The sequence below is a fragment of the Streptomyces endophyticus genome, assembly GCF_035798155.1.
Lineage (GTDB): Bacteria > Actinomycetota > Actinomycetes > Streptomycetales > Streptomycetaceae > Streptomyces > Streptomyces endophyticus.
Genome location: NZ_JAOZYC010000214.1, coordinates 1 through 25,258 on the forward strand (window position 1 = coordinate 1; position 25,258 = coordinate 25,258).

A 25,258-nucleotide genomic window follows, 5' to 3' on the forward strand; every position below is an offset into this window, starting at 1 on the left:
GCCGTGCGGGAGGCGGCGACGCGGGGCGGCGAGGGGCTGCCCGAGGCGCTCGACGAGCTGGCGTCCGATGCCGCCTCCGATGCCGCGTCCGAGTACCCGAAGGCGGGGCACGGGGCCGGACGGCCGCCGCGGCCCGGCTGGTGGCCGGTCGCGGTGTTCGCCCAGGTGGCCATGACGCTGCTGCAAGTTCTGGGTGTGCTGTGGCTGTTGGGGCAGGTCGTCGGGGGCTTCTCGACGAACCTGGGCGTGCCTCTGCTGCTGGTGCTGGCGGGGCTCGTGGGTGGGCCGTGCGTGGAGTGGTCCTGCCGGATGGCGGCGAAGGGGCCGGCGCGCCGGTACGGGCAGGAGGCCGAGCGGCGGCTCAGGGACGCGGCCGCGGCTTGTGGCAGGGCGCGGGTGCTCGATCCCGTCGCGGCGGAGCTGCTGCGGTACCGCGAGGTGCGGGAGCAGTACGTACGGGTGGCCGGGGGAGTGGCCGGGATTTCCACAACCCGCGGGTAGCACACAGGCGTCGGCGGGGATCGCGGCGCGGGGGCAATCTGTGATCGCGGCTCGGGAAGGGCTCGGGCCGCGCACGGACGTCCTGGCCGAGCGGGGCCGGGCGGAGGCACGGGAGGGGTTCCGGATGAGCAGCGAGACGATGGTGACCGTGGTGGGGAACGTGGCGACGACACCGGTGTTCCGGGAGTTGCCGACAGGGCCGGTCGCCCGGTTCCGGCTCGCGGCGCACACCCGCCGCTACGACCGGGTGCAGAACGTATGGGTGGACGGGCACACCAATTTCTTCACGGTGTGGGCCTGGCGCGCCCTGGGGACGAATGTGCAGAGTTCCTTGGCGCTGGGCGAACCGGTCATGGTGCAGGGCAAGTTGAAGGTGCGCGACGAGGAGCGGGGCGGGCAGCACTGGACGTCGGCGGACATCGAGGCGGTCGCGATCGGGCACGACTTGTCGCGCGGCACCTCCGCGTTCCGCAGGGTGCAGCAGCTCCGTATGGAGAGCGCGCCGCGGAGTGATGTCCCGCGGGGTGATGCTCCGCGGGATGATTCTCCGTGGGACGTGACGAAACCGGGCGAGGCGGGCGCCGGGTCCGAGGTCGGCGTCGGCCAGGCGTCCACACGGCAACCGGCAGAGGCGGAGCCCGACTTGGTGGAGCCGCAGCCGGTGGGGTGACCGTGGCCGAAGCGCAGTCCATCGGCTCCCGCGTGCTGGCGATTTGTCGATAAGCCCAGCTCGGAAACGGTGTTGGCGATAACGATTTCGATTCGGATCGGTTGCCGGAAGGCAGCTCCGGAGATCGCCAAAGATCATTTCCCTAGGATGCCGAGCGTGACTCCGGGGCTCGTCGGGACCTCTGCGCATCAAGTGCAGCGACGAGTCGGGAGTGCAAGGGCCAGCCGAATCACTGTGGTTGGCGTTGATTCTGCCGGCGGGACACCACCCCCCATGTGACCACCCGTCCCGCCTGAAGGGGAATTACGTGTTTTCTGTGTGCTCACGGACCGCATGGCGTGGACGAGGCGGAGCCCGTCTCGCCGTGGCGGCCCTGATGTCGGGACTCTTGGCGGCAGGGGCGATATCCGGCGCGGGTGTCGCGCAAGCCGACGACGGTGCCACGGAGCAGAGTGGTGCGAGCGCCACTCTGGCCGGCCTGGAGACGTACGGCTCGGCTGTGATCCATGAGGCCGGGAAGGACGAGAAGGTGTCGGCGGGCCTGTTCCGGATGGCCGTCGACGACGGCGGGACACTCCAGACGTACTGCGTCGACATCCACAACCCGACGCAGCCGGACGCCAAGTACCAGGAAACGTCCTGGTCCGGCACGTCGCTGCACGACAACACGAACGCGGGGCGCATCCGTTGGATCCTGCAGAACTCGTATCCGCAGGTCAACGATCTCGCCGCGCTCGCCCGCAAGGCGCATGCGGGGAGCCTCACCGAGCAGGAGGCCGCGGCCGGTACCCAGGTCGCGATCTGGCGCTACTCGGACAAGGCCGATGTGGACGCGGTCAGCCCGGCCGCCGAGAAGCTCGCCGACTATCTGCAGCGCAGCGCGCGTGACCTCGCGGAGCCGCAGGCCTCGCTGACCCTGACGCCGCAGGCCGTGTCCGCGCGGCCGGGCGATGAGGCATCCGCCGCTCGTGCGGATTCGGACGCCGAGGACGCCGGGGACAGGGTCGGCCCGGTCACGGTGCACACGAACGCGGAGAGCGTCACCGTGATGCCGCCCGCCGAGGTCGCCGCGGGCGGGGTGAAGCTCGTCGACGAGAAGGGCGAGCCCGTCACCACCGCGAAGAACGGCAGCCGGCTCTACTTCGCCGTACCGGAGCGGGCGGCGAAGGCGGGTTCGGCGGAGCTGACCGTGCAGGCGTCGACCACGGTTCCGGTCGGCCGGGCCTTCGCCTCCGACACCAGAAGTCAGACGCAGATCCTCGCGGGCTCCAGCGAGTCCACGGTCTCCGCGACCGCGACGGCGACCTGGGCGAGCGAGGGCGCCGTGCCTGCGTTGTCCGCGCGGGAGAACTGCGCGAAGGGCGGCGTCGACATCACGGCCGCCAACAACGGTGACGCGCCGTACACGTTCACGCTCATGGGCACCCGGCACACGATCCCGGCCGGGGAGACGCGGACGGTGACGATACCGCTGCAGGAGGACCAGGCGTACGACTTCACGATCAAGGGGCCGCACGGCTTCGAGAAGCGGATACGGGGCGTGCTCGACTGCGCGACGACCTCGGCGGTGGGTTCGACCGCGGGGGGCGGTCTGAGAACCCAGGCGACGACGCAGCCGAGCCCCGCCTCCGTCGGCGGCACGGGCTCCGACTCGGACACGGACCTGGCCGAGACGGGCAGTTCGAACGCGACGCCGATCATCGCGGGCATTGCGGTGCTGCTGGTCCTGGTCGGAGGGGCGTCGATCGTTCTGGGCCGAAAGAAGAAGTCACCGGGTGACGGTGACGGAGACGGTGACGGTGACGGTGATGGTGATGGCGAGGGCGAGCGCGTCGCCGAGTAACGACCGCGTCGGCGAGTAGCGGTGGGTGGCGGGGCGCCGGGGTGCTCGGGCGCCCCTTCCCCGGCCCTGAAAGAGCCCGCCGCGACCGTCCCACCTGCGCTGTCATCCACATGTCAACGGGATGTGATCACCCGTGTCTAGCGTCAGTTGCGTTGGTTGACCGGTACGTCCACAACCCAAGGGGGAACGCACATGTCGAAGAAGAGCAGGGCGGCGGGGGTCGTTCGCGCCGTTGCCGTGGCGGCGGTGCTGACCGCCGGTAGCGCCGTCGCGTTCGCGCCGGCCGCGCACGCGGATGGCGCGGAGCACTACTACATCGAGATCGGCGGCACCGGTCCGACGGAGAACAAGGACGGCTGCCCCAACACCACCTCCTCCTACGACGCCGCGAACGACGCGTTCGGCCTCGGTGCCACCGCGATCAAGGTGTGCTACCCGGCCTCCGCGGGCCCGATCATCGGCCCCTCCGGCGCACTCATCGAGCCGACTGGGAAGGTCAACCCCGAGGCCCTCACCGCGCCGACCTACGACGCCAGCGTGCAACTGGGCATCGAGAGGGGGCTGAAGGCGGCGCAGGACACCCACGACGCGCACCCCGACGCCCAGCTCACGATCACCGGCTACTCGCAGGGCGCCCAGGCGGCGGACGTGGTGCTCCAGAAGATCTCGCAGGGCGACACCGGTATCCCGCGCTCGCAGGTCGACGGCATGCTCTACGCGGACCCGATGCAGCCCGACACCGGTTTCGGGGCCCGTGTCCCCAAGGGGCTCGGCATCCCCGGCGTGGCCACCGCGCCCGGTGCGGGACCGGTGAACTTCGACGGGATTCCGGTCAAGCGGTTCTGCATCGTCGGGGACCCGGTGTGTGACTTGAGGTCGGTCACCAACGCGCCCGGGTACTTCAACGTGCACCCGTTGTATCCGGCGGTCGCCATCCCCAAGAACCTCGACCAGACCGGCGGGAACGGCGTCCAGTGGCTGAACCAGAACGGAGACCCCGTGTAGGGCCACCGGGTCACCGGGTCAACGGCCTTCAGAGTCTTCGGGCTTCAAGGCTTCAGGGGCTGAAGGGCTCCTGAGGGAACGGGGGAGCAGAGACGGGGGAGCAGGGACGGGGGAGGTGGTCCGGCCGGTTACCGTCCGGCCGGACCATCCCCGTCCTGTGCCGGTCTTCGGCCGCCGAGGTCGTCGAGGACGCGGGAGATCCGGGCCCGGTTGGCGTCGGTGTCGGGGAGGGCGGTGCCGCGTTCGAAGAAGTCGCGGGACCCGGACAGGCCCTCGGCCACGGCCTCGTGCCAGAGGAGACGGTGCCGTAGCGCGATCTCCGGGGCGGCGTCGGTCGCCTCGTCCAGGACGGTGCGCGCCCGGCGCCGGAGGTCGGCGGCAGCCTCCGGATTGCCCAGGTCCGCCTCGGCCGTGGACAGCCTGTCGAGGGCGGCGGCGTACAGGGGAACATCCCCGAGACGCCGGGCCAGGCTCTCGGCCTTCCCGAGGGTGCCGACGGCCTCGGCGGGCCGCCCGAGGTCGAGTTGGAGCCCGCCGAGCCGGAGCAGGGTCTTGCCGAGGAGCCGCGGGCTGCCCGCCTTCTCGGCCAGGGCGATCGCCTTCAGATAGCGGTCGTACGCCTTGTCGTGCTCGCCGAGCTGGTGGTGCATGTCGCCGGCCCGCGTCATGATCGATCCCGTGAGCCAGTCGTCGTGCGTCAACTCACCTGCCAGGCGCAGGACCTCGGCGAAGTGCTCCATGGACTCGGCGATCCGGCCCTCCAGATTGGCGAAGGTCCCGAGGCCGGCCGAGGCGCGGGCCTGCTCATGGTGGTCATCGGCGCGACGGCTGATGTCCAGCGCTTCGGTGAACCAGGCACGGGCCTCCTGGTATCGGCCCTGGACCCCGTAAAGGATGCCGAAGCCGATGCGCAGCGCGGAGTCCATTCGCCGGTCGGTGGCCTGTTCGAGCAGCGGGAGCAGCATCTCCAGCACCGTGCGGCACTCGTGGAACCGGCCCTGTCTGGTGAGGTAGTCGACCAGCCCCTCGGCGATCCAGCAGGCCTCGTCCACCAGGCCGAAGGACACCGCCTGACCGACCACGTCGACCAGTTCACCGCCCGCCTCGTCCAGCCAGTCCGTGGCCTCCTCCCAGCCCGTGAAGGGACCGGTGCCCTGCGGACCTGTCGGGGTGGACGACGTTCCCCAGTCGCTGGCGCAGCGGGTGGCGGCGACGTACAGCCGGAACACCCGCTCCCGCGCTGCCGAGGCCTCGTCGGGCGAAGCGGCGGCGACGCGGCGGGCGTAGACGGCCACCAGGTCGTGCAGGCGATAACGGTCGACGGTCACCCGCTGCGCCAGACTCGCGTCGGCCAGGTTCTCCAGGGCGCGCTCGGCGTCGGAGGGCGTGCTGTCGAGAAGGGCGGCCAGGGTCAGCCGGTCGAGCTGCACGGTGGGCGACAGGCCGAGGACGCGGAAGGCGCGCTGCTCGGCGGCCGGAAGCTGGGCGTAGGAGACCCCGAACGCGGCTTCTACGCTGCGGTCCTCCACCGCGAGTTCGTCGAGGCGGCGCTCGTCGTCGGTCAACCGGGCCGCCAAGGCCTCCACCGCCCACGGCGGGCGGTCCTGGATCCGTGCTCCGACGATACGCAGCGCCAGCGGGAGCCGACCGCACAAGGTGGCCAGCTCACGCACGGCGGCCGACTCGCGGCCGCCGCCGCCCGCGCCGCCGCCCTCCTGGCCCACCCATTCCTCTCGCGCCCACTCCTCCCGCGCCCATTCCTCTCGCACCCCCTCGTCTCTCACCCACTCGTCTCGCACCCCCTCCTCTCCGCCGACGACGCGGGTCAGCAGTTCGGTCGCCTCGTCGATGCCGAGAGGGGACAACGAGACCCTGCGGTCCACGTCGAGGCCCGTCAGCCGCCGGCGACTCGTCACCATCACCAGGGAGCCGGGGCCCGCGGGCAGCAAGGGGCGCACCTGTTCGGCGCGGGCGGCGTCGTCGAGTACGAGGAGCAGCCGGAGGGAAGCGGTGGCCGCCCGCCATGACGCGGCCAGCTCGTCCAGGTCCTCGGAGTCCTGCCCCTCGCCGGCGCCCACCGCCCGCAGTAATCGGCGCAGAACGCGTTGCCGCCCCGCCGTTTCGCGGTCCTCGCGGTGCCCGTGCAGCTCCACGAACAGGCAGCCGTCGGGGTGCCGGCCGCGCAGGACCCGTGCCGCGCGCACGACCAGGGCGGTCTTCCCGACCCCGGCCATGCCGTCGACCGCCCGGACGGTCACCTCTTCGGCGTCGGCGGGTGCGACGAGCAGTCGATGTTGCCGCTCCCGGCCGGTGAAGTTGCTTGTGTCGACGGGCAGTTCATCCCGTGCGCGGTGCTTGCGGGGAGAGTCGTCGGTACGTGGCCGAGGGAAGGTCGGCCGTTGAGATGTCGGCTGTTGAGATGCCGACCGCTCCCGCACGGCGGCCCCGTCGAGCGGGAGCGGCGGGAAGGGGTCGTCGCCACGGAGCACCGCCGCGTGCACCCGTCGAAGTTCGGCGCCGGGCTCCACGCCTTGCTCGTCGATGAGGCGGCGGCGCACGGTCGCGTAGACATCCAGCGCGTCAGCCTGCCGGTTGGCGGCGTGCAGGGCACGCATGAGCAGGGTGGCCAACGCCTCGTTGTACGGATGGGCCGTCGTCAGGGAGAACAGTTCGGCCAGGGCATCGGCGTGCCGCCCGGAACGGAGCTGACAGTCGGCCTTCTCCTGCATGGCCGCGAGCAGCTGCTCGGTGAGCCGCAGCCGCTCGCCCTCCGCGAAGGGGCCCGGTATCCCGGCCAAGGGCTCACCGCGGAACAGTTCCAACGCGCGGGACCACGCGTCCACCGCGCCGCTCAGGTCCCCGGAGTTCTTCGCGGCGTGACCGGCGGTGCGGGCCTCCTCCCACCGCGCCACATCCACATCCACGTCCGCATACGCACTGCCGGGAGCGAAGCGATATCCGCCGCGCACGGTCTCGATCACGGAGTGCGTCTCCCCGTGCACATCCAGGCGGCGGCGTAACCGATGTACGTATACGGGGATCACCCTGGTCCCCGTGCCGGGCGGCTCCGTCCCCCACACCCCGTCGAGCAGTTGCTGCCTGCTGACCGTCCTCCCGGGCCGCAACAGCAGGGCGACCAGGAGCGCCTGCTCCCGCACCGGCCCGAGCTCCAGACCGCCGTCGCCGCGCCGGGCCTGGGGCGGCCCGAGCAGAGCGAAGTGAAGGCGCGGGTTCTGCGGGTTCACTTCCGTGGACAACTCGCTCGGAATCGGCACGCCGCGAGACTACCCACCGCTTGATCGCCCCCATCCCGTTCCTACGGCGACCCCCACAACACCTGCACGCCCATCTCGTACCTGCCGGCGTCGGTAGCGAAGAGGTTGTTCCATCGCCCGCACCTCGATCATGGGCGGAGCCCCAACTGGTCCCTACACTCATGGAGTCAATGCCGTGGAGGACCCATGAGACGCGCACTCATACTCGCCCTGGCGGTCATGTCTGCCGCCCTGCTCGCAGCGTGTGCACAGGAGAAGCCCGAACTGCGCCCGACCAGGTCAGCCGGGGAAGGTGCCTGGTACGAGAGCACCAAGGCCGAGCGCCACGAATACTGTGAGGCCTACCGGGCGCATGACCCGCAGCGCCCCATCAGCATCCCGACGTACGCGTCGGAGGAGTCGAGAGATGAGTTCGCCGACGACTTCTACAACGTGCTGAAGAAGAAGTGTTGAGCAGGCGGATTCGGCGCACGAAGGATTGCCATGGCCTGGACTAATTCCCGCGAGTGATCTCGGTCATGAACGCGGATCCCAGGGGTCGCACCCGCCGCCCTCTGCGAGATCGTCGACGAGATTCCCATCGGGCGATAGCTCGGCGCGGCCGGGCTGCTCGAAGTCGCTGGCTGATCAAGAGAACAGGCCGGAGCTATCCTCGCGTCAAGCGGAGGGGGCTTCATGGAACGGCAGTGGCCGGAAGGGGCGAGCGCCGATCCCGGGGCGGCGAGGGCTCGCTACAACGCGGATATGCGGGCATCACGCAAAGCCGTCCGTGAGGTTCTTAACGTGGAGATGCCCATTGCGCACATGGGTCTGGCAATCGTGGTGATCGCGACTGCGTTCGCGGCCATGCTCTGGTCGCTAAGGGCAGGGTTGGTCCTCGCGGGAGGCTTCGCAGCGCTGTTCCTTGTCGCTCTGGCAGTGGCACTGCTAAGGGGGCGCCGCAGCTGGAGTGCGGTGCGCACTGCATACAAGTTCACGTTCGGCTGGGCGAATTGGGCGTGGGCGTGACCGCCCGGGTTCAGAGCTGCTTCTCCTCGTAGCACTTCCACTGTTTGTCGGCGTCGTCCTTTCGCGCCACCGCGTCGCGGGACTGGTATTGCCAGCTGCACACCAGTGTCGGATCGACACTCGTACGGCAAACCCAGCTGTGCGGAGGGCTGGACCTGGCCGTGACCTTGTGGGTCAGCGGATACTTGTGGTGGCAGTACCCCGGCAGGTTGTCGACGCCTTTCTTCGTATCGCGCCCGGAAGCCGTGATGCACACGCCGCTGTTCGGGTCGTTGGGATCGGTGAATTTCATGGTGTCGTCTTCCCTGTCCCACCGCTTGTCGCAGGCGTCCCCCAGGTTGATCGGGGATTGGCAGCCCATCTGTTGGGCCCCTTTGAATTCGTACGAGGCGCAGTAGCCGGACAGGTCCACGCCGCCCAGTTCCTTCGCCTCGCTGGTCCGGTGAGCCATCAAGTACCCGCCGAGCGTGAGCCCTGTGGAGATCGCCCCTGCCACCACGAAAACCAGGATGGCCTTCCACCACTTCCTGCCGGAGAGCCAGTGCGGCCAACGGATCTGTCGCCCGTCGACCAGGATGGTGACAGCTCCGGCTGCCATGCCAACGATCACGCCTATGAGACCAAGCACCCCGTTACCTCCTCGCGGTAACAACACCATCGCCCGATGCGGTGCGTCACTCCCTGATACTGAGTTCAACATTGCGGCGTCAAGGTATGAGCAGGCATCAGAGATTTGTGCGCTGGGGAAATGCATAGCCAGAGCAGGGCGGACGGGTGCGCAGCAGACGTCCGGGCCGGCTGGAGTCTCGTAGAGGTCTGGGGCGTCGAACCCTCCAACTACCGTGCAACGGCACCGGAGATCACAGACTTCGCTCCGGTCCCCAACGCCCAGATCGCATGCTCGATGAGCGACCTGATTCAGTGCCTCGCAACCAACCGCCAAGCTCTGGCCGCGAAGCTCTGGCGGCCACGGGCTGCGCTCCGCTCCGCCGGGCCTACCTCAGTCGATGAACCGGACCGACGTCACCATTACGCGGAGCCAAGGATCGGTGATGGAACGAATACGCAGAACTCGTTACCCTCCGGGTCGGCAACTACGACCCAGCGAAATCCGTGTTCGCTCTGTTCTTCAGAGATCTTCTGGGCACCAAGCTGTTTGAGGCGATCGACCTCGGCGTCCAGGTCTTCGGTGTCGAAGTCGAGGTCAAGATGCATCCGGTTCTTGCCCTGCTTTGACTCCGGGACTTGCTGCAGGAGAAGCGTCGGCGCCGGTGCGGGGCCAACCAAGCTCAGATAGGGCGGTCCGTCGAAGCCGCGCCGATAGTCCAGTGGCGCGAGCGCAGCAAGCCAGAACTCCGCTTGCGCCTCGATGTCAAGACAGTCCAGTGTCACGACGATCTGCATGGCGAAACGGTAGGGGGCTCAGCCCACGTTGACGACCCGTTTTCGACCCACCACGATGATGACAACCACAAAGGCCGCGGGGCGTTACGCGCGCGGTCCAGGAAGCAGATCACCGCATCACGTCGGTGCTTCAGATCAGGGAAAACGCCGGCGAACAGTCGAGCGCGTCACACCTGCGGATGCGTCGAGGTCCACCAGGCACCAGGCCGTGAGGCGGGCAGCCACGTCAGGATCGGCGTCAGCATGCAGTCGTACTCGTCCTGGACGAGGTCGGCCACGCCGATCGGGGGCATGGCGCCAGGACGGCACGCCGCCAAGTGATCATCCGGTGACGGTTTCTGGGTCGCCCCTGGGCGTGCGAGGCCGCCCGACGGTGACAAATGGCGACGGATAGTGACAGTTCCGCTACGGCGGGCCCCGCAGAAAGCCCAGTTCAGGGCCTCGCACCGATACTGGTTTCCGCCAGGCGGTGGCTGTACGGCAAGATGGGGTGTATCTGCCCTCACGCGGTGGAGCCGCAGCACGCGGGCCCCTTACTGCGACACACACTTCGACTGCCGGACGGTTTCTCTTGGCTGAGTTCATCTACTCCATGCGCAAGACGCGCAAGGCGCACGGCGACAAGGTGATCCTCGACGACGTCACCCTGGACTTCATTCCTGGCGCGAAGATCGGCGTCGTCGGGCCGAACGGTGCCGGTAAGTCGACCGTCCTGAAGATCATGGCGGGGCTTGAGCAGCCGTCGAACGGTGACGCCGTCCTCATGCCCGGCTTCAGCGTCGGCATCCTCATGCAGGAGCCCAAGCTCGACGAGTCCAAGACCGTTCTGGAGAACGTGCAGGACGGCGCCGCCGAGGTCATGGGCAAGCTCAAGCGCTTCAACGAGGTCGCCGAGCTCATGGCGACCGACTACAGCGACGAGCTCATGGACGAGATGGGCAAGCTCCAGGAGGACCTCGACCACGCCGACGCGTGGGACCTCGACGGTCAGCTGGAGCAGGCCATGGACGCCCTGGGCTGCCCGCCCGGCGACTGGCCCGTCGACAACCTCTCCGGTGGTGAGAAGCGCCGCGTCGCGCTCTGCAAGCTGCTCATCGAGGCGCCCGACCTGCTGCTCCTCGACGAGCCCACCAACCACCTCGACGCCGAGTCCGTGAACTGGCTGGAGCAGCACCTCGCCCAGTACAAGGGCGCCGTCGTGGCCGTCACCCACGACCGGTACTTCCTGGACAACGTCGCCGAGTGGATCCTCGAGCTCGACCGCGGCCGCGCGATCCCCTACCAGGGCAACTACTCCACGTACCTGGAGAAGAAGTCCGAGCGCCTCAAGGTCGAGGGCAAGAAGGACGAGAAGCGGCAGAAGCGGCTCAAGGAAGAGCTGGAGTGGGTGCGGTCCAACGCCAAGGGCCGCCAGACCAAGTCCAAGTCGCGTCTCGCTCGCTACGAGGAGATGGCCGCCGAGGCCGACAAGATGCGGAAGCTGGACTTCGAGGAGATCCAGATCCCGCCGGGCCCGCGTCTGGGCAGCATGGTCGTCGAGGTCGAGCACCTCAGCAAGGCGTTCGGCGACAAGGTGCTCATCGACGATCTGTCGTTCACGCTGCCGCGCAACGGCATCGTCGGTGTCATCGGCCCGAACGGTGCCGGTAAGACCACCCTGTTCAAGATGCTGCAGGGCTTCGAGGAGCCGGACTCCGGTTCCATCAAGGTCGGCGACACCGTCAAGATCAGTTACGTCGACCAGAACCGCTCCAACATCGACCCGAAGAAGACCCTTTGGGCCGTGGTGAGCGACGAGCTCGACTACATCAACGTCGGCCAGGTCGAGATGCCGTCGCGCGCGTACGTCTCCGCGTTCGGGTTCAAGGGCCCTGACCAGCAGAAGCCGGCGGGTGTCCTCTCCGGTGGTGAGCGCAACCGGCTGAACCTCGCGCTCACCCTCAAGCAGGGCGGCAACCTGCTGCTCCTTGACGAGCCGACGAACGACCTCGACGTCGAGACGCTGAGCTCGCTGGAGAACGCGCTTCTCGAGTTCCCGGGTTGCGCCGTGGTCGTCTCCCACGACCGGTGGTTCCTGGACCGAGTGGCCACGCACATCCTCGCCTACGAGGGTGAGTCCAAGTGGTTCTGGTTCGAGGGCAACTTCGAGTCCTACGAGAAGAACAAGATCGAGCGGCTCGGTGCCGACGCGGCCCGTCCGCACCGCGCCACCTACAAGAAGCTGACCCGCGGCTGATGGCTCGCCACGTATACGCCTGCCCCCTGCGTTGGGCCGACATGGACGCGTACGGACACGTCAACAACGTCGTGTTCCTCCGGTACTTGGAGGAAGCCCGTATCGATTTCCTGTTCCGGCCCGACAAGGACTTCCAGCAGGGGTCCGTCGTGGCGCGCCATGAGATCGACTACAAGCGGCAGTTGGTGCACAGGCACCGGCCCGTGGACATCGAGCTGTGGGTCAGCGAGATAAAGGCCGCGTCGTTCACGCTCGCCTATGAGGTCAGGGACGAGGACGTGGTGTACGTGCGCGCCTCGACGGTCGTCGTGCCGTTCGACTTCGAGGCGCAGCGGCCGCGCCGGATCACCGCCGAGGAGCGGGAGTTCCTGGGCGAGTACCGGGACGACGGCGCTGAGCGTGCGGAGGCGCTCGTCGCATGAGCGAGCCCGTGCTGTTTCTGGCCGACCGGGGGGAGGCGGCGGATCTCGCCGCCTTCCTCGGCCGGCTGCTGCACTACGACAAGGCGGCCGCCGTGCGGCTGCGGGCGCAGGCCGGTGGCCAGGCGCTCGCGGTGTTCGGGCGGCCGCCCTCGTTCGAGGTGCTGGCCGTGCGTACGGCGCGGCTGCTCAAGCCGTACGAGGACGGGATCGCGGACACCCTCGATGTGACGGTGTCCGCGGGGGAGTTGCTCGACACCCTCGATGAGGGGACCGCCACCGCCACGGTTCCCGCCGCCGTCACCGGGCCGCCCTGGGCCGGGGTGCTGCCGCCGCTCAGTGGCTGGGAGCGGGTGGCCGGGTTCCCGGACGCCGACGCGCTGCGTGCGCTCGTGAAGGCGGCCGTGGCCGAATTCCGGGCGCGGGTCGAGGAGTTGGCGCCCGAGGCGCGGACCCGCGGCGAACTCGACCGCATCGGCGGCGAGGTCTGGTCGCGGGAGATCGGCGCGAGCGGGGCCCCGGTGCGGATCGTGCACGCCGCGGCCTCCCTCGGCTTCCTGCGTGGGGCCGAGGTCGACCTGCTGGCGGCGGGGGCGTGGGTGCGGTTGCGCTCCGCTTATGGGTCCGTGGCTGTGCGGAGGGCGTCCGCCACGTTGGGTGGGCTCTCCGTTAGCCCCTTGTGAGGGGGAGCCGAGACGGGGTTGCGGTCGCGGGGCTCTGCCCCGGACCCCGCTGCTCAATCGCCGCAGGGGCTTAATAGTGGGTGTGTCAGCCCTCTGTGTTCACCATTGATGCCGCCGCGTACGTCAGGTAGTTCCAGAGCGTCCGCTCGTGTTCCTCGGAGAGGCTCAGTTCCTCCACCGCCACCCGCATGTGCTTCAGCCACGCGTCGTGCGCCGCGCGGTCGACCTGGAACGGGGCGTGCCGCATCCGCAGGCGCGGGTGGCCGCGGTTGTCGCTGTACGTGCGGGGGCCGCCCCAGTACTGGATGAGGAACAGCGCGAGGCGCTCCTCGGCCGGGCCCAGGTCCTCCTCCGGGTACATGGGGCGCAGCAGCTCGTCCTGTGCGACGCCCTCGTAGAAGCGGTGCACGAGGCGGCGGAACGTCTCCTCGCCACCCACCTGCTCGTAGAACGTCTGCTCCTGAAGCGTGTCGCGCGGGATCTCAGTCACCCGTCCATGGTCTCAGACGCACCGGCCGGGGACCGGAGTCCTAGGACCCCGACAGCCGCGGAGCGGGGGTCGCCGTTTCCCGGTTGTCGCAGGACAGTGGACATATGGGCGCAGAGCACACCCGAGACCTCGAGCAGCTCGCCGCACGGGCGCGGGCCGGACTCGTGCGCGAGATCGATCACAGCGGGGCCTGGGACGCCGACCCGGTCTGGCGGGAGGCGTTCGCGGAGGTGCCGCGCCACCTCTTCGTGCCGTACTACTTCGTGGGCGTGCCCGGCGGCTACGAGCGGCTGTGGGGCGAACACCCCGACCCCGGGCGGCGCGAGCGCTGGCTGCGCGGTGCCTACGCCGACGAGCCGCTGGCCACCCGGCTGCGCGACGGCGAGCTGGTCTCCTCCAGCAGCCAGCCGTCCCTGATGGCACGGATGCTCGCGGAGCTGCGGGTACGGGACGGGGACCGGGTCCTGGAGATCGGTGCGGGCACCGGATACAACGCGGCGCTGCTCGCGCACCGGGTCGGTGCGGGGAACGTCACGTCCGTCGATCTCGATCCGGAGATCGCCGAGTCCGCCCGGACCCATCTCGCCGCCGCCGGCTACCGGCCGACCGTCGTCGCGGGCGACGGGGCGCGCGGCTGCCCGGAGCGGGCGCCGTACGACAGGGTCATGGCGACGTGCGCGCTGCGTTCGGTGCCGGTGGGGTGGCTCGGCCAGTGCGTGGCAGGCGCGCGCATCCTCGCGCCCCTGTCGACCGGGCTCGTGGCCCTCGATGTGCGGGACGTGGCGGGGCGGTACGCGCAGGGGCGGTTCCTGCACACCTCCGCCTACTTCATGGCGCTGCGCGGCGGCGCGGACCGGGCGCCGGAGCCGCAGGCCGGAGGGTTGCCGCACCCCGTGCTGCGCGACGAGTTGTTCCGGTTCCTGCTGACGCTGACGTCGGGCCGCCTGGACCCGCACGACGCGCTCACGCTGTGGGAACGGGAGGGCCGGCCCGAGCGCGAGCGGTTCGGGGTGACCGTGCGGGGCGAGCGCCAGTGGGCCTGGCTGGACGATCCGGACGGACCCCACACATGGGAGTTGCCGGGCACCAGCTAGGTGCCCGGCAACGTCCTACGACTGCGTGTGCTCAGCCGCGCCGGATCGTGATCGTCGTCCACGCTCCGACGTGCACCCGGTCACCGTCCTGCAGCGGCACGGGGACGAACGGCTGGATCGGTTCGTCGCCGTTGTTGACGGTCGTGCCGTTCGTCGAGTTCTGGTCGACGACCGCCCACGTGCCGTCCGGCTGCTGCACGAGCACCGCGTGCTGGTGCGAGACGCCCGGGTCCTCCGGCGGCACCGACAGGTCGATGTCGGGGGACTCCCCGGTGGAGTGCCGGCGCCGGCCGATCGACAGCTGGTTCCCGGTGAGCGGGCGCTGCTGCTCCGGCGAGTACGCGGGCAGGTTCAGGCCCGAGGCCTCGGGGCCGCTGCGCTGCATCATCGCCATGAAGTAGTCGCGGTCCGGGCCGATCGTCGCCGACCACGTCATCGGGGCGTGCTGCTGCTGGGGATGCTGCTGGAACGGCGGCGGGGTCGTCGAGGGCGCCGACGGGTCCGACGACGGAGGCGGAAGCATCCAGTCGTCCCCGTTCGACCCACCGGGACCACCCGGGCCGCCGTGACCACCGTGACCGCCGAACGACGGGTTGGGCGGCGGGGGCGGCGGGCCCTGCGGGTCATGGTGCTGCGGGAAGCCGGGCGGCGGGGGCTGCATGGGCCCCGGCTGCACTGGCTGCGCCGGTCCTTGCGGCGGACCCGGCTGGCCGTGCGGACCCGGCGGCGGACCCGGCTGCGCGGGCGGAGCCGGGGCGGGGGCCGGAGCCTGCTGCTGGAAGCCCTGCGGGGCACCGCCACCGGTCTCGTACGGGCCGGGGTTCTCGAAGGACGGCGGGGGCGGCGGCGGGGCCTGGCCCGACGGCTCGGTCCCGAACGGGGACGGCGGGATCGGCTCAGCGGGCCGGTTGATCTGCGAGGGCCGCGAGCCCTGGTACTCGTACGAGTCCGGTCCCGGCGGCTGCTGCTGGAAGTGCAGCGCCGGATTCGGGCCCTGCGGCTCCTGGTGCTGCTGGTGCGGCGGGAAGCCGGGCGCACCGGGGCCGCCCTGGCCGCCCGACGTGGGCAGCGGCGGGTTCGGGGCCGCGGGCGTGTACGACGTCGCCGTGTTCGTGAGGAAGTTCCAGCGGCACTCCTCGCAGAACGGCGCGCCGCCCTCACGCGGCGTGCGGCACTGCGGGCACAGTTCGGGCGTGCCGGCCCCACCCTGCGGCGCCTGCGGCGCGGCCGGCTGCGGATAGCCGTAACCGGCGGCCGGGGGCGGCGGAGGGGGCGGGGGCACGGCACCGGCCATGCGGTGACCGCAGACCTCGCACCAGTCTTCGGAACCCGACTGGTGTCCGTTCGGGCAGGTCGGCATGTCGGCGCTTCCCCCTCTCCTTCATGTGCAAGCAGAGCTTGCCGTAGTGCGTGGTGGTTACTTTTTGACGCGAACCGTCTTGGTCGACCGGGTTTCGAGAGTCATCTCGTCGGCCTCCGCGACCTTCGCTTTCAATCGAACAGTACCTTCCGCGGCGTCCACCACGTCCACCACCTTCGAAAGCAGCTTGGCCGTATCCGCGTTCCCCGAGAGGGCCGCGAGTTGTACCGCACGGCCCAGCTTCGCGGTCGCCCCGTCCGCATCGCCCGATTTTCGGGCGTCAAGTCCCTGCTGGATGACTTGTGCCAGTTCGGCCTGGCCCGTGTAGTGGGCAACCTGCGGGTTGATCGACGTAGAGGCTGCCATGTCGTCCGTCCACACCGCACGGACGAGACCTTGCGAGAGGGTCTGCGCCGAGCCGTCCGGCTGCGGGATCACCAGGGAGACGCGGGCGGCGAGCATCTCCTGGCCGATATCGGCGTCCGGGACCTGCACGCACACGTGGTAGTCGCGGGACTCGTCGCCCCAGGAGCCGGTGGGGTAGTCGCCGGCCCGGGGGCCCGCCTCGGTGCGGCGCTCCGTCAACTCCTCGACGGTGGGCGCGACTTGCTTCACGAACTTGATCTCGGAGCCGAGCGGGGTCCACAGGCGCAGGGCGACGTCCGCGATCTCCTTGCCCATCGCCGTCTCCATCATCTGCGTGAAGTCCTCGGCGAGATGGGCCGGGTCGGCAACGATGTCGGCGGTGCCGAGGAGGGCGGAGGCGATGCCCGTGACCTCTTTCACCTCCCAGTCCGTGCCGACGCCGCGGGCGTCACAGGTGAAGCGGCCCGCGCCCGCGTCGAGCGCCGCCCGCAGATCCTCCGGCGACTCGTGTTCGTTGCGGCCGTCGGTGAGCAGGATGCCGTGCCTGATCGGCACGTCCGCCGAGGCCAGGAGTTGGTCGGCCAGCCGCAGCCAGGTGCCGATCGCGGTGCCGCCGCCCGCGGAGAGCTTGCGCAGCGCCTGCTTGGCCTGCCCACGGGTGGTCATGTCCGCGACGGCCAGTCGCCCGTTACCCGGGTAGACCTCCTTGGCCACATGGGTGCCGGCGATCACCGCGAAGTGCACGCCGTCGCGCAACGCGTTGATCGCCGCGGCCGAGGCCTCGCGCGCGCCGCGCATCTTGGTGGGCGGGTAGTCCATCGATCCGGAGCAGTCCACCATCAGCGCGACGGCGGCGTCCGTACCACCGGCAGGGCTGAAGAGGTGCGGCGCGCTGACCGCGCCCCCCACGGTGCCGCCCCCCGTCGAGGTCACCGTGACGATCGCGTTGACCTCGCGACCGCCCTCCGGCAGATATTCGTTCTGGTAGACCTCGACGGCGAACTGCGGAACGTGCGATTTCGAGAAATTTGCCATGGTGTCATGTCCCCCCTGAACAAGACCATTTGTGCGGCTTTCCCGCGCTACGCCGATCCTGCCCCCGACTGCGGCACAGGGAACGGCAGCACCGCCACTGTTACGTTGTCGTGGCCCCCGCCGTCGAGGGCGTGGCCGACCAGGACCTGGGCACTGTGCAGCGGGTTCCGCGCCGCGTCCGCGGGCAGCACGCGGGCCATCTCGTCGACGGACTCCGCGTAGTTCCACAGCCCGTCGGTGCAGACCACGACCACTCCCGGGCGGTCCGGCTTGAACGACGCGGTGTGCGGCTCCAGTTCGTACGCGTCCGCGCCGAGCCAGCCCGTGATCGCGTGCGCCCGCTCGTCCGCGTACGCCTCCGCCTCGCTCATCAGGCCCGCCGCGACCATCTGCGCGGCCCACGAGTCGTCCTCGGTGAGCCGGGCCGCGGGTGCCTCGCGGTCGTCGGGCACCCAGTAGGCGCGGGAGTCGCCGATCCAGCCGACGACGAGCAGCTCCTTGGTGACGACAGAGGCGACGAAGGTGCACGCCGGCGCGTTCTGGTGCGGCTTGTGCTCGCGGGCCGTCTCGGGCTCCTCAGCAAGCGCGTTGACCGCCTCGGCGGCCGCGACGATCGACTCGTGCATGGCCTGCTGCGGGTGGGTGCCGCGCGGCAGCGCCTCGTGCAGCGCCTCGGTGGCGGCGCGGGTCGCGGCGAGCGACGCGTCGTCGGGCCGGGTCGCCGATGACACCCCGTCACAGACCACGGCGACGACGGCCGCGGAGCCGTCGGGCAGGGCGGCCGAGGAGATCGCGAAGGAGTCCTCGTTCCTGTGGTGGCGCAGGCCCCGGTCGCTGACCGCGGCGACCGCGTCCAACTCCTGCTCCATGTGGTCGCGTTCGCGGGGCTGGGCGTGGCCGCAGTTCTCGCAGTAGCCGTCCGGGTCGACGTGCCCGGCGCGGCACGCCACGCACAGCTTGGTGCCGGCCGGGGGCGTCGAGGCCAGTTCCTCGGGCGTCGCGGTGCGGGGGTCGGGTGCGGCGATCCTGAACTCCTCGTCGGACGGCGGGCCGTCGAAGCGTACGTCGGCCGGGAGTTCGGAGCCGCCCGAGTCCGTGCCCTGCAGATCTGTAGGCAGGTGCACCGGGGCGGGCAGGTCCGAACTGTCCAGCTCGGGGGCGGCGGGCCACTCCACGGAAGCGGGCTCTTCGGGTTCCTCGGCGGCGTCGCGCCCGGCCTCCGGCGCGCCCGACCGCGGCGGACGCCCGGTCGCGGAAAGGTCGTATCCGCATGCCCCGCAGAAGCGATCGGCCTCTTCCAGAGGCTCCTCGCAGCTGGGACACACTGACATAGCGGCCGCCTTGTGCGTCTGCGACATCCTCACACCCACGTCCGGGGGCGGTAGCGGTTGGCCCGCTCCACCAGTTCGATCCTCTCCTCGCCGCGCTGAGCGAGCCTGGCCAGAGTCCGGTACGAGCGTTCAAGACCGAGGCGGAGGCCGCGCTCGTCCAGATCGCTGCCGAGCACCACCGTGCGCACGGGGTCCTGTGGCGGACCGGAACCCTGCCTACCGGAGAGTACCCAGTCCAGCGCCGTGCCGAGCACCTCGGTGGACAACTGCTCGCGGCGCACCGCGTCGAGGCCGAACGCGTCGAGCGCCTCGACCTGTCCCGCGGCGGCCGTCAGGTCGTGCAGCAACGGGTCCCCGTTCGCCCCCTGAGCCGTCCGGCCCCGCAGCCGCGAGCGCACCGCGGCGACCCGCGCCGCCGTGTAGTGGATCGACGACTCGGGCACCGACTCCAGGGTGCGGACCGCGCCGCCCCGGTCACCGGAGGCGAGCTGCACGCGCGCGAGGCCGAACGCCGCGCTGACGTAGCTCGGATCCGTCGACCACACCAGGCGGTAGTACTCCGCCGCGTTGTCGAGCTGGCCGAGCACCTCCGCGCAGACGCCGAGCGCCAGCTTCGGCGCGGGCTCGCCGGGGAACGCGTCGTAGATCGCGTCGAAGGACAGCGCCGCGTTCGTGTGGTCACCGGTCGCGAGCGCCGCGACGCCCCGGTACCAGACCACCCGCCAGTCGTCGGGATGGTCGGTCTCAAGGGCCGCCAAGCCGCGCGCCGCCGAGTCGAGCTCGCCCATTTCGAGGCGGGCCCGCAGCTCGCGCAGGCGCAGTTCGAGGGAGTCGGCGGGCGCCGCGTGCAGGGCCGCGATCAGCTCACCGGGGGCCGAGGCCATGAGGCCCGCGAGGAACCCGGCGTTCGGATCGCCCGGATCGACGCGCGGCACCGGGAGCGCGAGCGCGGTGCCCTGCGCCTGCAGCGGCTTGACGATCTCGGCGGCCGACGGCGGCAGGGCGGGCGCGGCGGGCGGCGGCAGCAGTGCGGCCGCCGCCTTCCGCGGGCCCCGGCCGTTGCGGGCGCGCACGGGGGTCTCCCGCGCCCCGAGCGGCGACACCTCGCCCGCGAGCAGGCCGAACAACTCCGTGTCCGTGACCTTCACCTCGGGGCCGAACAGCGTGGAGAGGGCGGGCCTCGGCCGGTTCGTCTGCAGCGCGACGACCTCGCGCAGGACGCCCGTCAGCTGCTCGGCCATCTCCTGCGCGGAGGCGAAGCGGCGGGCCGGGTCCGGGTCGGTGGCGCGCACGAGGAGCCGGTAGAACGACTCGTACCTGCGGAACACCTCGATGTTGTCGGGGTCGGGCAGGGAGTCCACGAACACGTTCGTATAGCCCTGGAAGTCGAAGGTGAGCAGGGCGAGCGTACGGGCCACCGTGTAGAGGTCCGAGGCGATGGAGGGCCCCAGCTCGGCGACCTCGGGCGCCTGGAAGCCGACGGTCCCGTAGATCGCGCTCTCGTCGTCGTCCATCCTGCGGACCGCGCCCATGTCGATGAGCTTGAGCTGGTCCTCGGTCTGGATCGCGTTGTCGACCTTGAAGTCGCAGTAGAGGAGATTGCGGCTGTGCAGATGGCCGAGCGCCTCAAGGGCCTCGATGCCGTACGCGCACGCCTGCTCCACCGGCAGCGGGTCCCGCCTGCCCTCGGGGGTGCGCCGCTCGTTGGCGATCTCCTTGAGGGACTTGCCGCCCACGTACTCCATGACGATGTAGCCGTCCAGGGAGCCGGTGCGCTGGTCGAGGTGCTCGACGAAGTTGTAGATGCGGACGATGTTGGAGTGCTCGATCTCCGCGAGGAAGCGGCGCTCCGAGATCGCGGCGGCCATCGCGTCCTGGTCGCCCGTGTCCAGCAGGCCCTTGAGGACCACCCAGCGGTCGGACACGGCGCGGTCGACGGCGAGGTAGACCCAGCCGAGGCCGCCGTGCGCCAGACAGCCCACCACCTCGTACTGACCGTGCACGATGTCGCCCGTGTCGAGCTTCGGCACGAAGGAGTACGGGTGGCCGCACTTGGTGCAGAACCCTTCCGTGCGGCCGGGGCGCTCGCCCCGCGAACGGCCCACCGGGGCGCCGCAGTCGGACCGCGAGCAGAACCGCTTCCGCTCGGGCACCTCGGGGTGCTCCTGCACCATCGCGCGCGGATCGGGCCGCGGCACGTCCGGCACGTGGACCAGGCCGACGCCGAGCCGCGCCCGGCCCGAACCGCTCGCGCCCGCCCCGGAGCTGCGCACCGACACCGAGCGCGACGTCGAACTCCCCGAAAGGGAGCGGGAGAGCCGGCCCGACACCGACCTGCGGGACTGCGAGGAGCGCGAGGAGGACCGGGACGAGGCCCGCGAGCTGGAGCCGGAGCTCTGCGACCCGCGATGCCCGCCACCGGCGATCCCGGTCGGCGGCGACGCCACCATCCCGGTCTGCGACACGACCGGGGCGAGCCCGCACATGTCGCAGTACAGCTCGCCGCCGCCCATGTCCTCGTAGGAACCGGTACAGCCGGGCCGCTGGCAGGACGACGCCGCGGCCGGCGAGGCCACGGGGGAGGCCTGCGGTCGGGCGGCGGGCCGGTGCGTGGGGGCGCTGCCCCCGTAGGTGCCGCCGGCCGCCTGCGGTTTCAGGCCGCACGTGTTGCAGTACAGCTCCCCGCCCATGTCCTCGTACGAGCCCGTACAACCCGCTCTGCCGCATTTCTGTGGCGCCACGCTCACGACTCCCCCCTGGCCGTTCTGTCGGCGGGCGCGGACAGCGCGTCCGCCGCCGCCCGTTGATACCGCAGCACCGCCGCTTCCGCGGCCCGCAGATTGCAGGGCGCGCTCCACAGCATGCGCCGTGCCGCGTCGTACCGCTCCACCAGGAACGGATCCTCGGCGAAACCGAGCCTGGCGACCTTCGCCTTGTACGCGTCGAGCCGCCCGCGCAGCTCGGCGCGGACCGCCAGCGGGGCGGTCACCGCCGTCAACTCGGCGCGGGCGCGCAGCAGTTCGTCCTCCGCCTTCGACTCCAGCGACTCCAGGAGCGGCGAGAGCCGGTTCCACTGGCCGTGCCTGCGGTACTCGGCCGCCGTCGCCAACTGCTCCTGGAGCACCGTCGGCGGGCCCGACACCGCGGGCACGTCGGAACCGGCTATCTTCGCGAGCACCTCGCCGCGCGCCGACCGCGCCTCGGCGAGCGTGCGGTCCGCGCGCGACAGCACGTCCCGCAGCCGGCCGAGCCGCACCTCCGCGTCCTGTCGCACGCCGAGCACGGCCTCGATCTCCCGGCGCACATCCTCCAGGGCGCGGGCCGCACGGTCGTATGCCGTGGTGTCGGGGCGGCCGCCGCCGGGCGCCGAACTCCCGGCGGCTCTCTGCCAGTACGTGAGCGGGTCCGAGACCACTTCCTCGCGCAGCCGGGTCAGCGAGCCGGTGATCTGCTCCAGGTCGTCGCCCGCCGGGTGCTCACCGGGACGCACTCCTACGGAGTGCGCGAGCTGCCGGGTGCGGGCCAGCTCGGCGGCGAGCATGTCGATGCGGGCGGGCAGCGCCGACCACACCGCGTCGGCGGCCACCACCATGTCGAGGGACGACGCGTACAGCGTGTTCATCCGGTCGACGAGCGCCGCGAGCGTGAACTGCTCGGACAGCTTCGCGGGCCCGGTGATCGAGGGCGAGGTGCCGCCCGCGCCCGGGCCGGGCGCGATGGTGACGGACTCGCCGCGCAGCAGCTCCGTCAGCTCCGACAGGTCGCCACGGCTGGGCAGCCGGCGCCGCGAGCGGATCTCCCGCGCCGTGCGCAGCGCGTCCGCGTACGCGTCGAAGTACGCCCACAGCAGCGTGATCTCCTGGTCGGCCGCGGCCCAGCGCTCCTGTGTCGCCCCGGTCAGCCGGGCGCCCTCCAGGAGTCTGCGCCCCGCGTGGTCCTGCAGGGCGAGCAGGGACGTCTCGATCGCTTCGTGCTCCGCGCCGAGCCGGGCCAGGGCACGGTCCACCTCGTCCCGGTCCATCACTGGGCCGGCGGGTCCCGCGACGCCCATCGATCACCTCTCGCTTTTCCGAGTCTTCGTCAAGTCCCTGCCGCGCTGCGTGTCCTGCCGAGCGTTACTTGTACTTCGGTGCGGGCGGCCCCGAAGAGGAGCCGAGCGCCGGCTTCAGCCAGCGGTCGTAGGAGTCCTGCCAGCCGTCCGACTTGCGGTAGTCCACCAGCACCTGGTTGACCCGGCGCACCAGGTCGTCCGCGCCCTTCTTCATGGCGACGCCGTAGAACTCCTTGGTGTACGGATCGCCCTTGAGCTCCACCGTCGGGTCCTGCGCGGCCTGGCTCGCCGCGAGCGCGCCGTCGGTGACCACCGCGTCGACCTCGCCGAGCTGCAGCCGCACCAGGCAGTCCAGCTGGTTCGGCACGGTCGTGGAGATGTCGGTGCTCTGCGGGAGGCCGCCTTCGTCCACCGGCTTCTTCTTGCCGTCCTCCAGCGACGACGCGGCCGTCGAACCGGTCGCCGTGCAGACCCGCTTGCCCGCGAGCGACGCCCCGTACCCCTTGATGTCCGAGGTCTTCGGGGCGAGCACCTGCTGGCCGGTCTGGAAGTACGCCGTGGAGAACGCGACGTCCTTGAGGCGGTCGCAGCTGATGGTCATCGTGCGGACCACCATGTCGACGTCGCCGCGCTGGATCGCCGGGATGCGCTCGTTCGTGGGGATGGCGCGGAAGCGGACCGCCTTCCGGTTGCCGAGGATCTCGCCGGCGATCTCGTGCGCGAGATCGATGTCGAAGCCCTCCAACTCGCTGTTCTTCGCCGAGCTGTTGGGGTCGCGGTAGCCCCAGCGGAAGCTGTTCTGGTCGACGCCGACCGAGAGGTAGCCGCGGTCCTTGACGGCCTGCACCGCGCTGCCGCTCTCGCTGCTCGAGGGGGAGAGGCTGCGCTCCGGCTCCTTGCCCTTCACCGAGGGGTCGCAGTCCTCCGCCCTGGCCTGCCGGCCCTCTGCGACGCCACCGGAGGCGTAGCTCGTCGTGCCGCTGTCCGAGGGGCGCTGCTGCTGGGTCAGCGGGAGCAGCAGCGCGAACACCGCCGTCAGGGCGCAGGCGACCGCCATGGCGGCCACGCCGCCCCAGCCGCGCAGAGTCACCTTCCGCGCGGTCCTTCGCTCGTCCATCGCCGCACCCCCTCTCACCGGTACTCCGAAAGCCTGCGTCCGATGCCGAACACCGCGCCGGCCGCGGCGAGCACGGCCAATGCCGCGGCGCCCACGGGCAGTCCGGTCATCGCGTCGAGACCGCCGCTCGCCTTGTCACTGAACTGACGCTGCTCGTGCACGAGGGCCGTGTCCAGATTCTTGTCCACCAGATCGAAGCATTCACCTGTCGGCTTGTCCTTCTTCGAACCGATGATCTTGTCGAGCGCGCCCTGGTAGTTGCCGGAGTCGTCCTGCTCGCGCGCGTCCTGGTGACGCTTGCGCCACTCCTTCATGCTGTCGTTCGCCTTGGTCACGGGCGCGCGGCCCGTGGTGTCGCCCTCGCCGTCGGCGAGCGAGTACGCGGCGTTCAGCTTGCCGGCGAGCTCGGTCATCTCCTGCTGGAAGTCGACGTCGTACTTGTCCTTGGTCTCGCCCTTCACGGACACCGTCTCGGCGCCGCGGCTGACCAGCGTCAGATTCTCGCTGCCCCGCGCCTTCAGGGACGCGATGCTCGCGTCGTGCAACACGTTCAAGGACCGTACGCCATGGTCATAGGACGAACTGAGCCCGCTGCGCGCGACGGTGTGACCGACGACGAGCCACAGCAGCACCACGGTGGACGCCGCGGTGGCGGCGAGCAGCCCCTGGTTGAACACCCGGTTCGTCCGGCGGTAGTTGCGCCGCTGCGCCCACGCGAGGCCCCCGAGGGCGAGCACGCCGAGGGCGATGGCGATCCACGGGTAGGGCGTCGCCGAGTCGTAGTCGTCCCGCAGCCGCTGGTTCTCCGTCTTGTAGAGATCCTCGGCGGCCGGGAGCATCTCGGTCTGCATCTTCTCGTTCGCGTACCGCAGATAGGCGCCGCCCAGCGGGAAGCCCTGCCGGTTGTTGGCACGGGCCCGCTCGATGAGGCCCTTGTACTGCGGCAGCAGCTTGTTCAGCCGCGCGATCGTCTCCGCCGACCGGGTGCCGGGGTCGGTGCTGGTCGCCGCGGTCACCAGCTTGTCCGCGGCGTTCCTGATGTCCCGCTCGTACCGGTCGCGCGCCGCCTCGGGTTCCTGGCCCCCCGCCAGGAAGCCGCTGGACGCCGCCGTGTTGGCGTCGGCGAGCGAGCGGTAGATGTCGGCGGCGTCGGCGCTCAGCGGCTGGCTGGAGTGCAGCACGTCGTCCGCGGCCGCCGAGCGGTCGGTCATCTGCCAGGCCGTCGTCGCGCCGAAGGCCACGACGAGCAGTGCGAGTACGGCCCCGATGATGCGCAGCCGGCCCGGCTCGGTCGTGGCCCCCGCCTTCAGCCGGTCCACCCCCTCCGCCCAGGCGGTACGCCGCCGGGGCGCGGGCGCGCCGGGCGGCCC

General features: G+C 70.7%; 21 protein-coding genes and 1 pseudogene. 10 read left to right on the top strand and 12 right to left on the bottom strand.

Annotation, left to right across the window (positions count from 1 at the left end):
- From OKJ99_RS43305 to OKJ99_RS43320, 4 genes and pseudogenes are all read left to right on the top strand, one after another.
- Nucleotides 1-501, top strand: a pseudogene (locus OKJ99_RS43305) (ATP-binding protein); the annotation flags it as partial.
- Nucleotides 502-625: 124 nt separating this feature from the next.
- Complete coding sequence (locus OKJ99_RS43310; protein ID WP_326024180.1) at nucleotides 626-1,171, top strand: single-stranded DNA-binding protein; 546 nt, start codon at nucleotides 626-628, stop codon at nucleotides 1,169-1,171.
- A 376-nt stretch (nucleotides 1,172-1,547) separates the two neighbouring features.
- Complete coding sequence (locus OKJ99_RS43315) at nucleotides 1,548-3,014, top strand: Cys-Gln thioester bond-forming surface protein (RefSeq protein WP_326024181.1); 1,467 nt, start codon at nucleotides 1,548-1,550, stop codon at nucleotides 3,012-3,014.
- Nucleotides 3,015-3,206: 192 nt separating this feature from the next.
- A complete protein-coding gene (locus tag OKJ99_RS43320; protein ID WP_326024182.1) occupies nucleotides 3,207-4,019 on the top strand; it encodes a cutinase family protein in 813 nt (270 codons plus the stop codon).
- A 128-nt stretch (nucleotides 4,020-4,147) separates the two neighbouring features.
- Here OKJ99_RS43320 and OKJ99_RS43325 read toward each other — a convergent pair whose 3' ends face one another.
- Entirely contained in the window at nucleotides 4,148-7,294 is a 3,147-nt protein-coding gene (locus OKJ99_RS43325; protein ID WP_326024183.1) for an AfsR/SARP family transcriptional regulator, read from the bottom strand.
- A 186-nt stretch (nucleotides 7,295-7,480) separates the two neighbouring features.
- On the opposite strand from OKJ99_RS43325, the gene OKJ99_RS43330 reads away from it, so the two are divergent.
- On the top strand, nucleotides 7,481-7,747 hold the full coding sequence (locus OKJ99_RS43330; RefSeq protein ID WP_326024184.1) for a hypothetical protein: 267 nt from the start codon (nucleotides 7,481-7,483) through the stop codon (nucleotides 7,745-7,747).
- Nucleotides 7,748-7,969: 222 nt separating this feature from the next.
- The gene (locus OKJ99_RS43335) at nucleotides 7,970-8,302 is read left to right on the top strand and encodes a hypothetical protein (RefSeq protein ID WP_326024185.1); all 333 of its coding nucleotides are present in this window, start codon (nucleotides 7,970-7,972) and stop codon (nucleotides 8,300-8,302) included.
- Between the two features lie 10 nt (nucleotides 8,303-8,312).
- Here the strand turns inward: OKJ99_RS43335 and OKJ99_RS43340 are convergent, their stop codons facing one another.
- The 3 genes from OKJ99_RS43340 to OKJ99_RS43350 form a co-directional block, all read right to left on the bottom strand.
- Nucleotides 8,313-8,930, bottom strand: coding sequence for a hypothetical protein (locus OKJ99_RS43340; RefSeq protein WP_326024186.1), 618 nt, complete (start codon nucleotides 8,928-8,930; stop codon nucleotides 8,313-8,315).
- 401 nt (nucleotides 8,931-9,331) lie between these two features.
- A complete protein-coding gene (locus tag OKJ99_RS43345; RefSeq protein WP_326024187.1) occupies nucleotides 9,332-9,706 on the bottom strand; it encodes a VOC family protein in 375 nt (124 codons plus the stop codon).
- A gap of 167 nt (nucleotides 9,707-9,873) precedes the next feature.
- On the bottom strand, nucleotides 9,874-9,999 hold the full coding sequence (locus OKJ99_RS43350) for a hypothetical protein (protein ID WP_326024188.1): 126 nt from the start codon (nucleotides 9,997-9,999) through the stop codon (nucleotides 9,874-9,876).
- A gap of 278 nt (nucleotides 10,000-10,277) precedes the next feature.
- On the opposite strand from OKJ99_RS43350, the gene ettA reads away from it, so the two are divergent.
- From ettA to OKJ99_RS43365, 3 genes are read left to right on the top strand one after another with little or no spacing between them, the layout of a single operon-like run.
- Nucleotides 10,278-11,942, top strand: a complete 1,665-nt coding sequence (gene ettA / locus OKJ99_RS43355) for an energy-dependent translational throttle protein EttA (protein WP_326024189.1) — start codon at nucleotides 10,278-10,280, stop codon at nucleotides 11,940-11,942.
- Entirely contained in the window at nucleotides 11,942-12,364 is a 423-nt protein-coding gene (locus tag OKJ99_RS43360) for an acyl-CoA thioesterase (RefSeq protein ID WP_326024190.1), read from the top strand. Before ettA ends, OKJ99_RS43360 begins: the two co-directional genes overlap by 1 nt.
- Nucleotides 12,361-13,044, top strand: a complete 684-nt coding sequence (locus tag OKJ99_RS43365; protein ID WP_326024191.1) for a hypothetical protein — start codon at nucleotides 12,361-12,363, stop codon at nucleotides 13,042-13,044. The genes OKJ99_RS43360 and OKJ99_RS43365 overlap by 4 nt, the downstream gene beginning before the upstream one ends.
- A gap of 85 nt (nucleotides 13,045-13,129) precedes the next feature.
- Here the strand turns inward: OKJ99_RS43365 and OKJ99_RS43370 are convergent, their stop codons facing one another.
- Entirely contained in the window at nucleotides 13,130-13,534 is a 405-nt protein-coding gene (locus OKJ99_RS43370; protein WP_326024192.1) for a globin, read from the bottom strand.
- Nucleotides 13,535-13,638: 104 nt separating this feature from the next.
- Here OKJ99_RS43370 and OKJ99_RS43375 point away from each other — a divergent pair, with 104 nt between their 5' ends.
- On the top strand, nucleotides 13,639-14,628 hold the full coding sequence (locus OKJ99_RS43375; protein WP_326024193.1) for a methyltransferase domain-containing protein: 990 nt from the start codon (nucleotides 13,639-13,641) through the stop codon (nucleotides 14,626-14,628).
- Between the two features lie 31 nt (nucleotides 14,629-14,659).
- Here the strand turns inward: OKJ99_RS43375 and OKJ99_RS43380 are convergent, their stop codons facing one another.
- From OKJ99_RS43380 to OKJ99_RS43410, 7 genes are all read right to left on the bottom strand, one after another.
- Nucleotides 14,660-15,988 (bottom strand): FHA domain-containing protein, encoded by a 1,329-nt coding sequence (locus OKJ99_RS43380; RefSeq protein ID WP_326024194.1) that lies wholly within the window; start codon nucleotides 15,986-15,988, stop codon nucleotides 14,660-14,662.
- A 57-nt stretch (nucleotides 15,989-16,045) separates the two neighbouring features.
- Nucleotides 16,046-17,389 (bottom strand): vWA domain-containing protein, encoded by a 1,344-nt coding sequence (locus OKJ99_RS43385; protein WP_326024195.1) that lies wholly within the window; start codon nucleotides 17,387-17,389, stop codon nucleotides 16,046-16,048.
- Between the two features lie 47 nt (nucleotides 17,390-17,436).
- Nucleotides 17,437-18,720, bottom strand: coding sequence for a protein phosphatase 2C domain-containing protein (locus OKJ99_RS43390; RefSeq protein ID WP_326024196.1), 1,284 nt, complete (start codon nucleotides 18,718-18,720; stop codon nucleotides 17,437-17,439).
- 29 nt (nucleotides 18,721-18,749) lie between these two features.
- Entirely contained in the window at nucleotides 18,750-21,233 is a 2,484-nt protein-coding gene (locus OKJ99_RS43395; RefSeq protein WP_326024200.1) for a serine/threonine-protein kinase, read from the bottom strand.
- Nucleotides 21,234-21,463: 230 nt separating this feature from the next.
- Nucleotides 21,464-22,771, bottom strand: a complete 1,308-nt coding sequence (locus OKJ99_RS43400) for a coiled-coil domain-containing protein (protein WP_326024197.1) — start codon at nucleotides 22,769-22,771, stop codon at nucleotides 21,464-21,466.
- 64 nt (nucleotides 22,772-22,835) lie between these two features.
- Nucleotides 22,836-23,888: a glutamate ABC transporter substrate-binding protein gene (locus tag OKJ99_RS43405; RefSeq protein WP_326024198.1), complete on the bottom strand. Its 1,053-nt coding sequence runs from the start codon at nucleotides 23,886-23,888 to the stop codon at nucleotides 22,836-22,838.
- A gap of 14 nt (nucleotides 23,889-23,902) precedes the next feature.
- The coding region (locus OKJ99_RS43410; RefSeq protein ID WP_326024199.1) for a hypothetical protein at nucleotides 23,903-25,258 on the bottom strand (1,356 nt) is incomplete at its 5' end.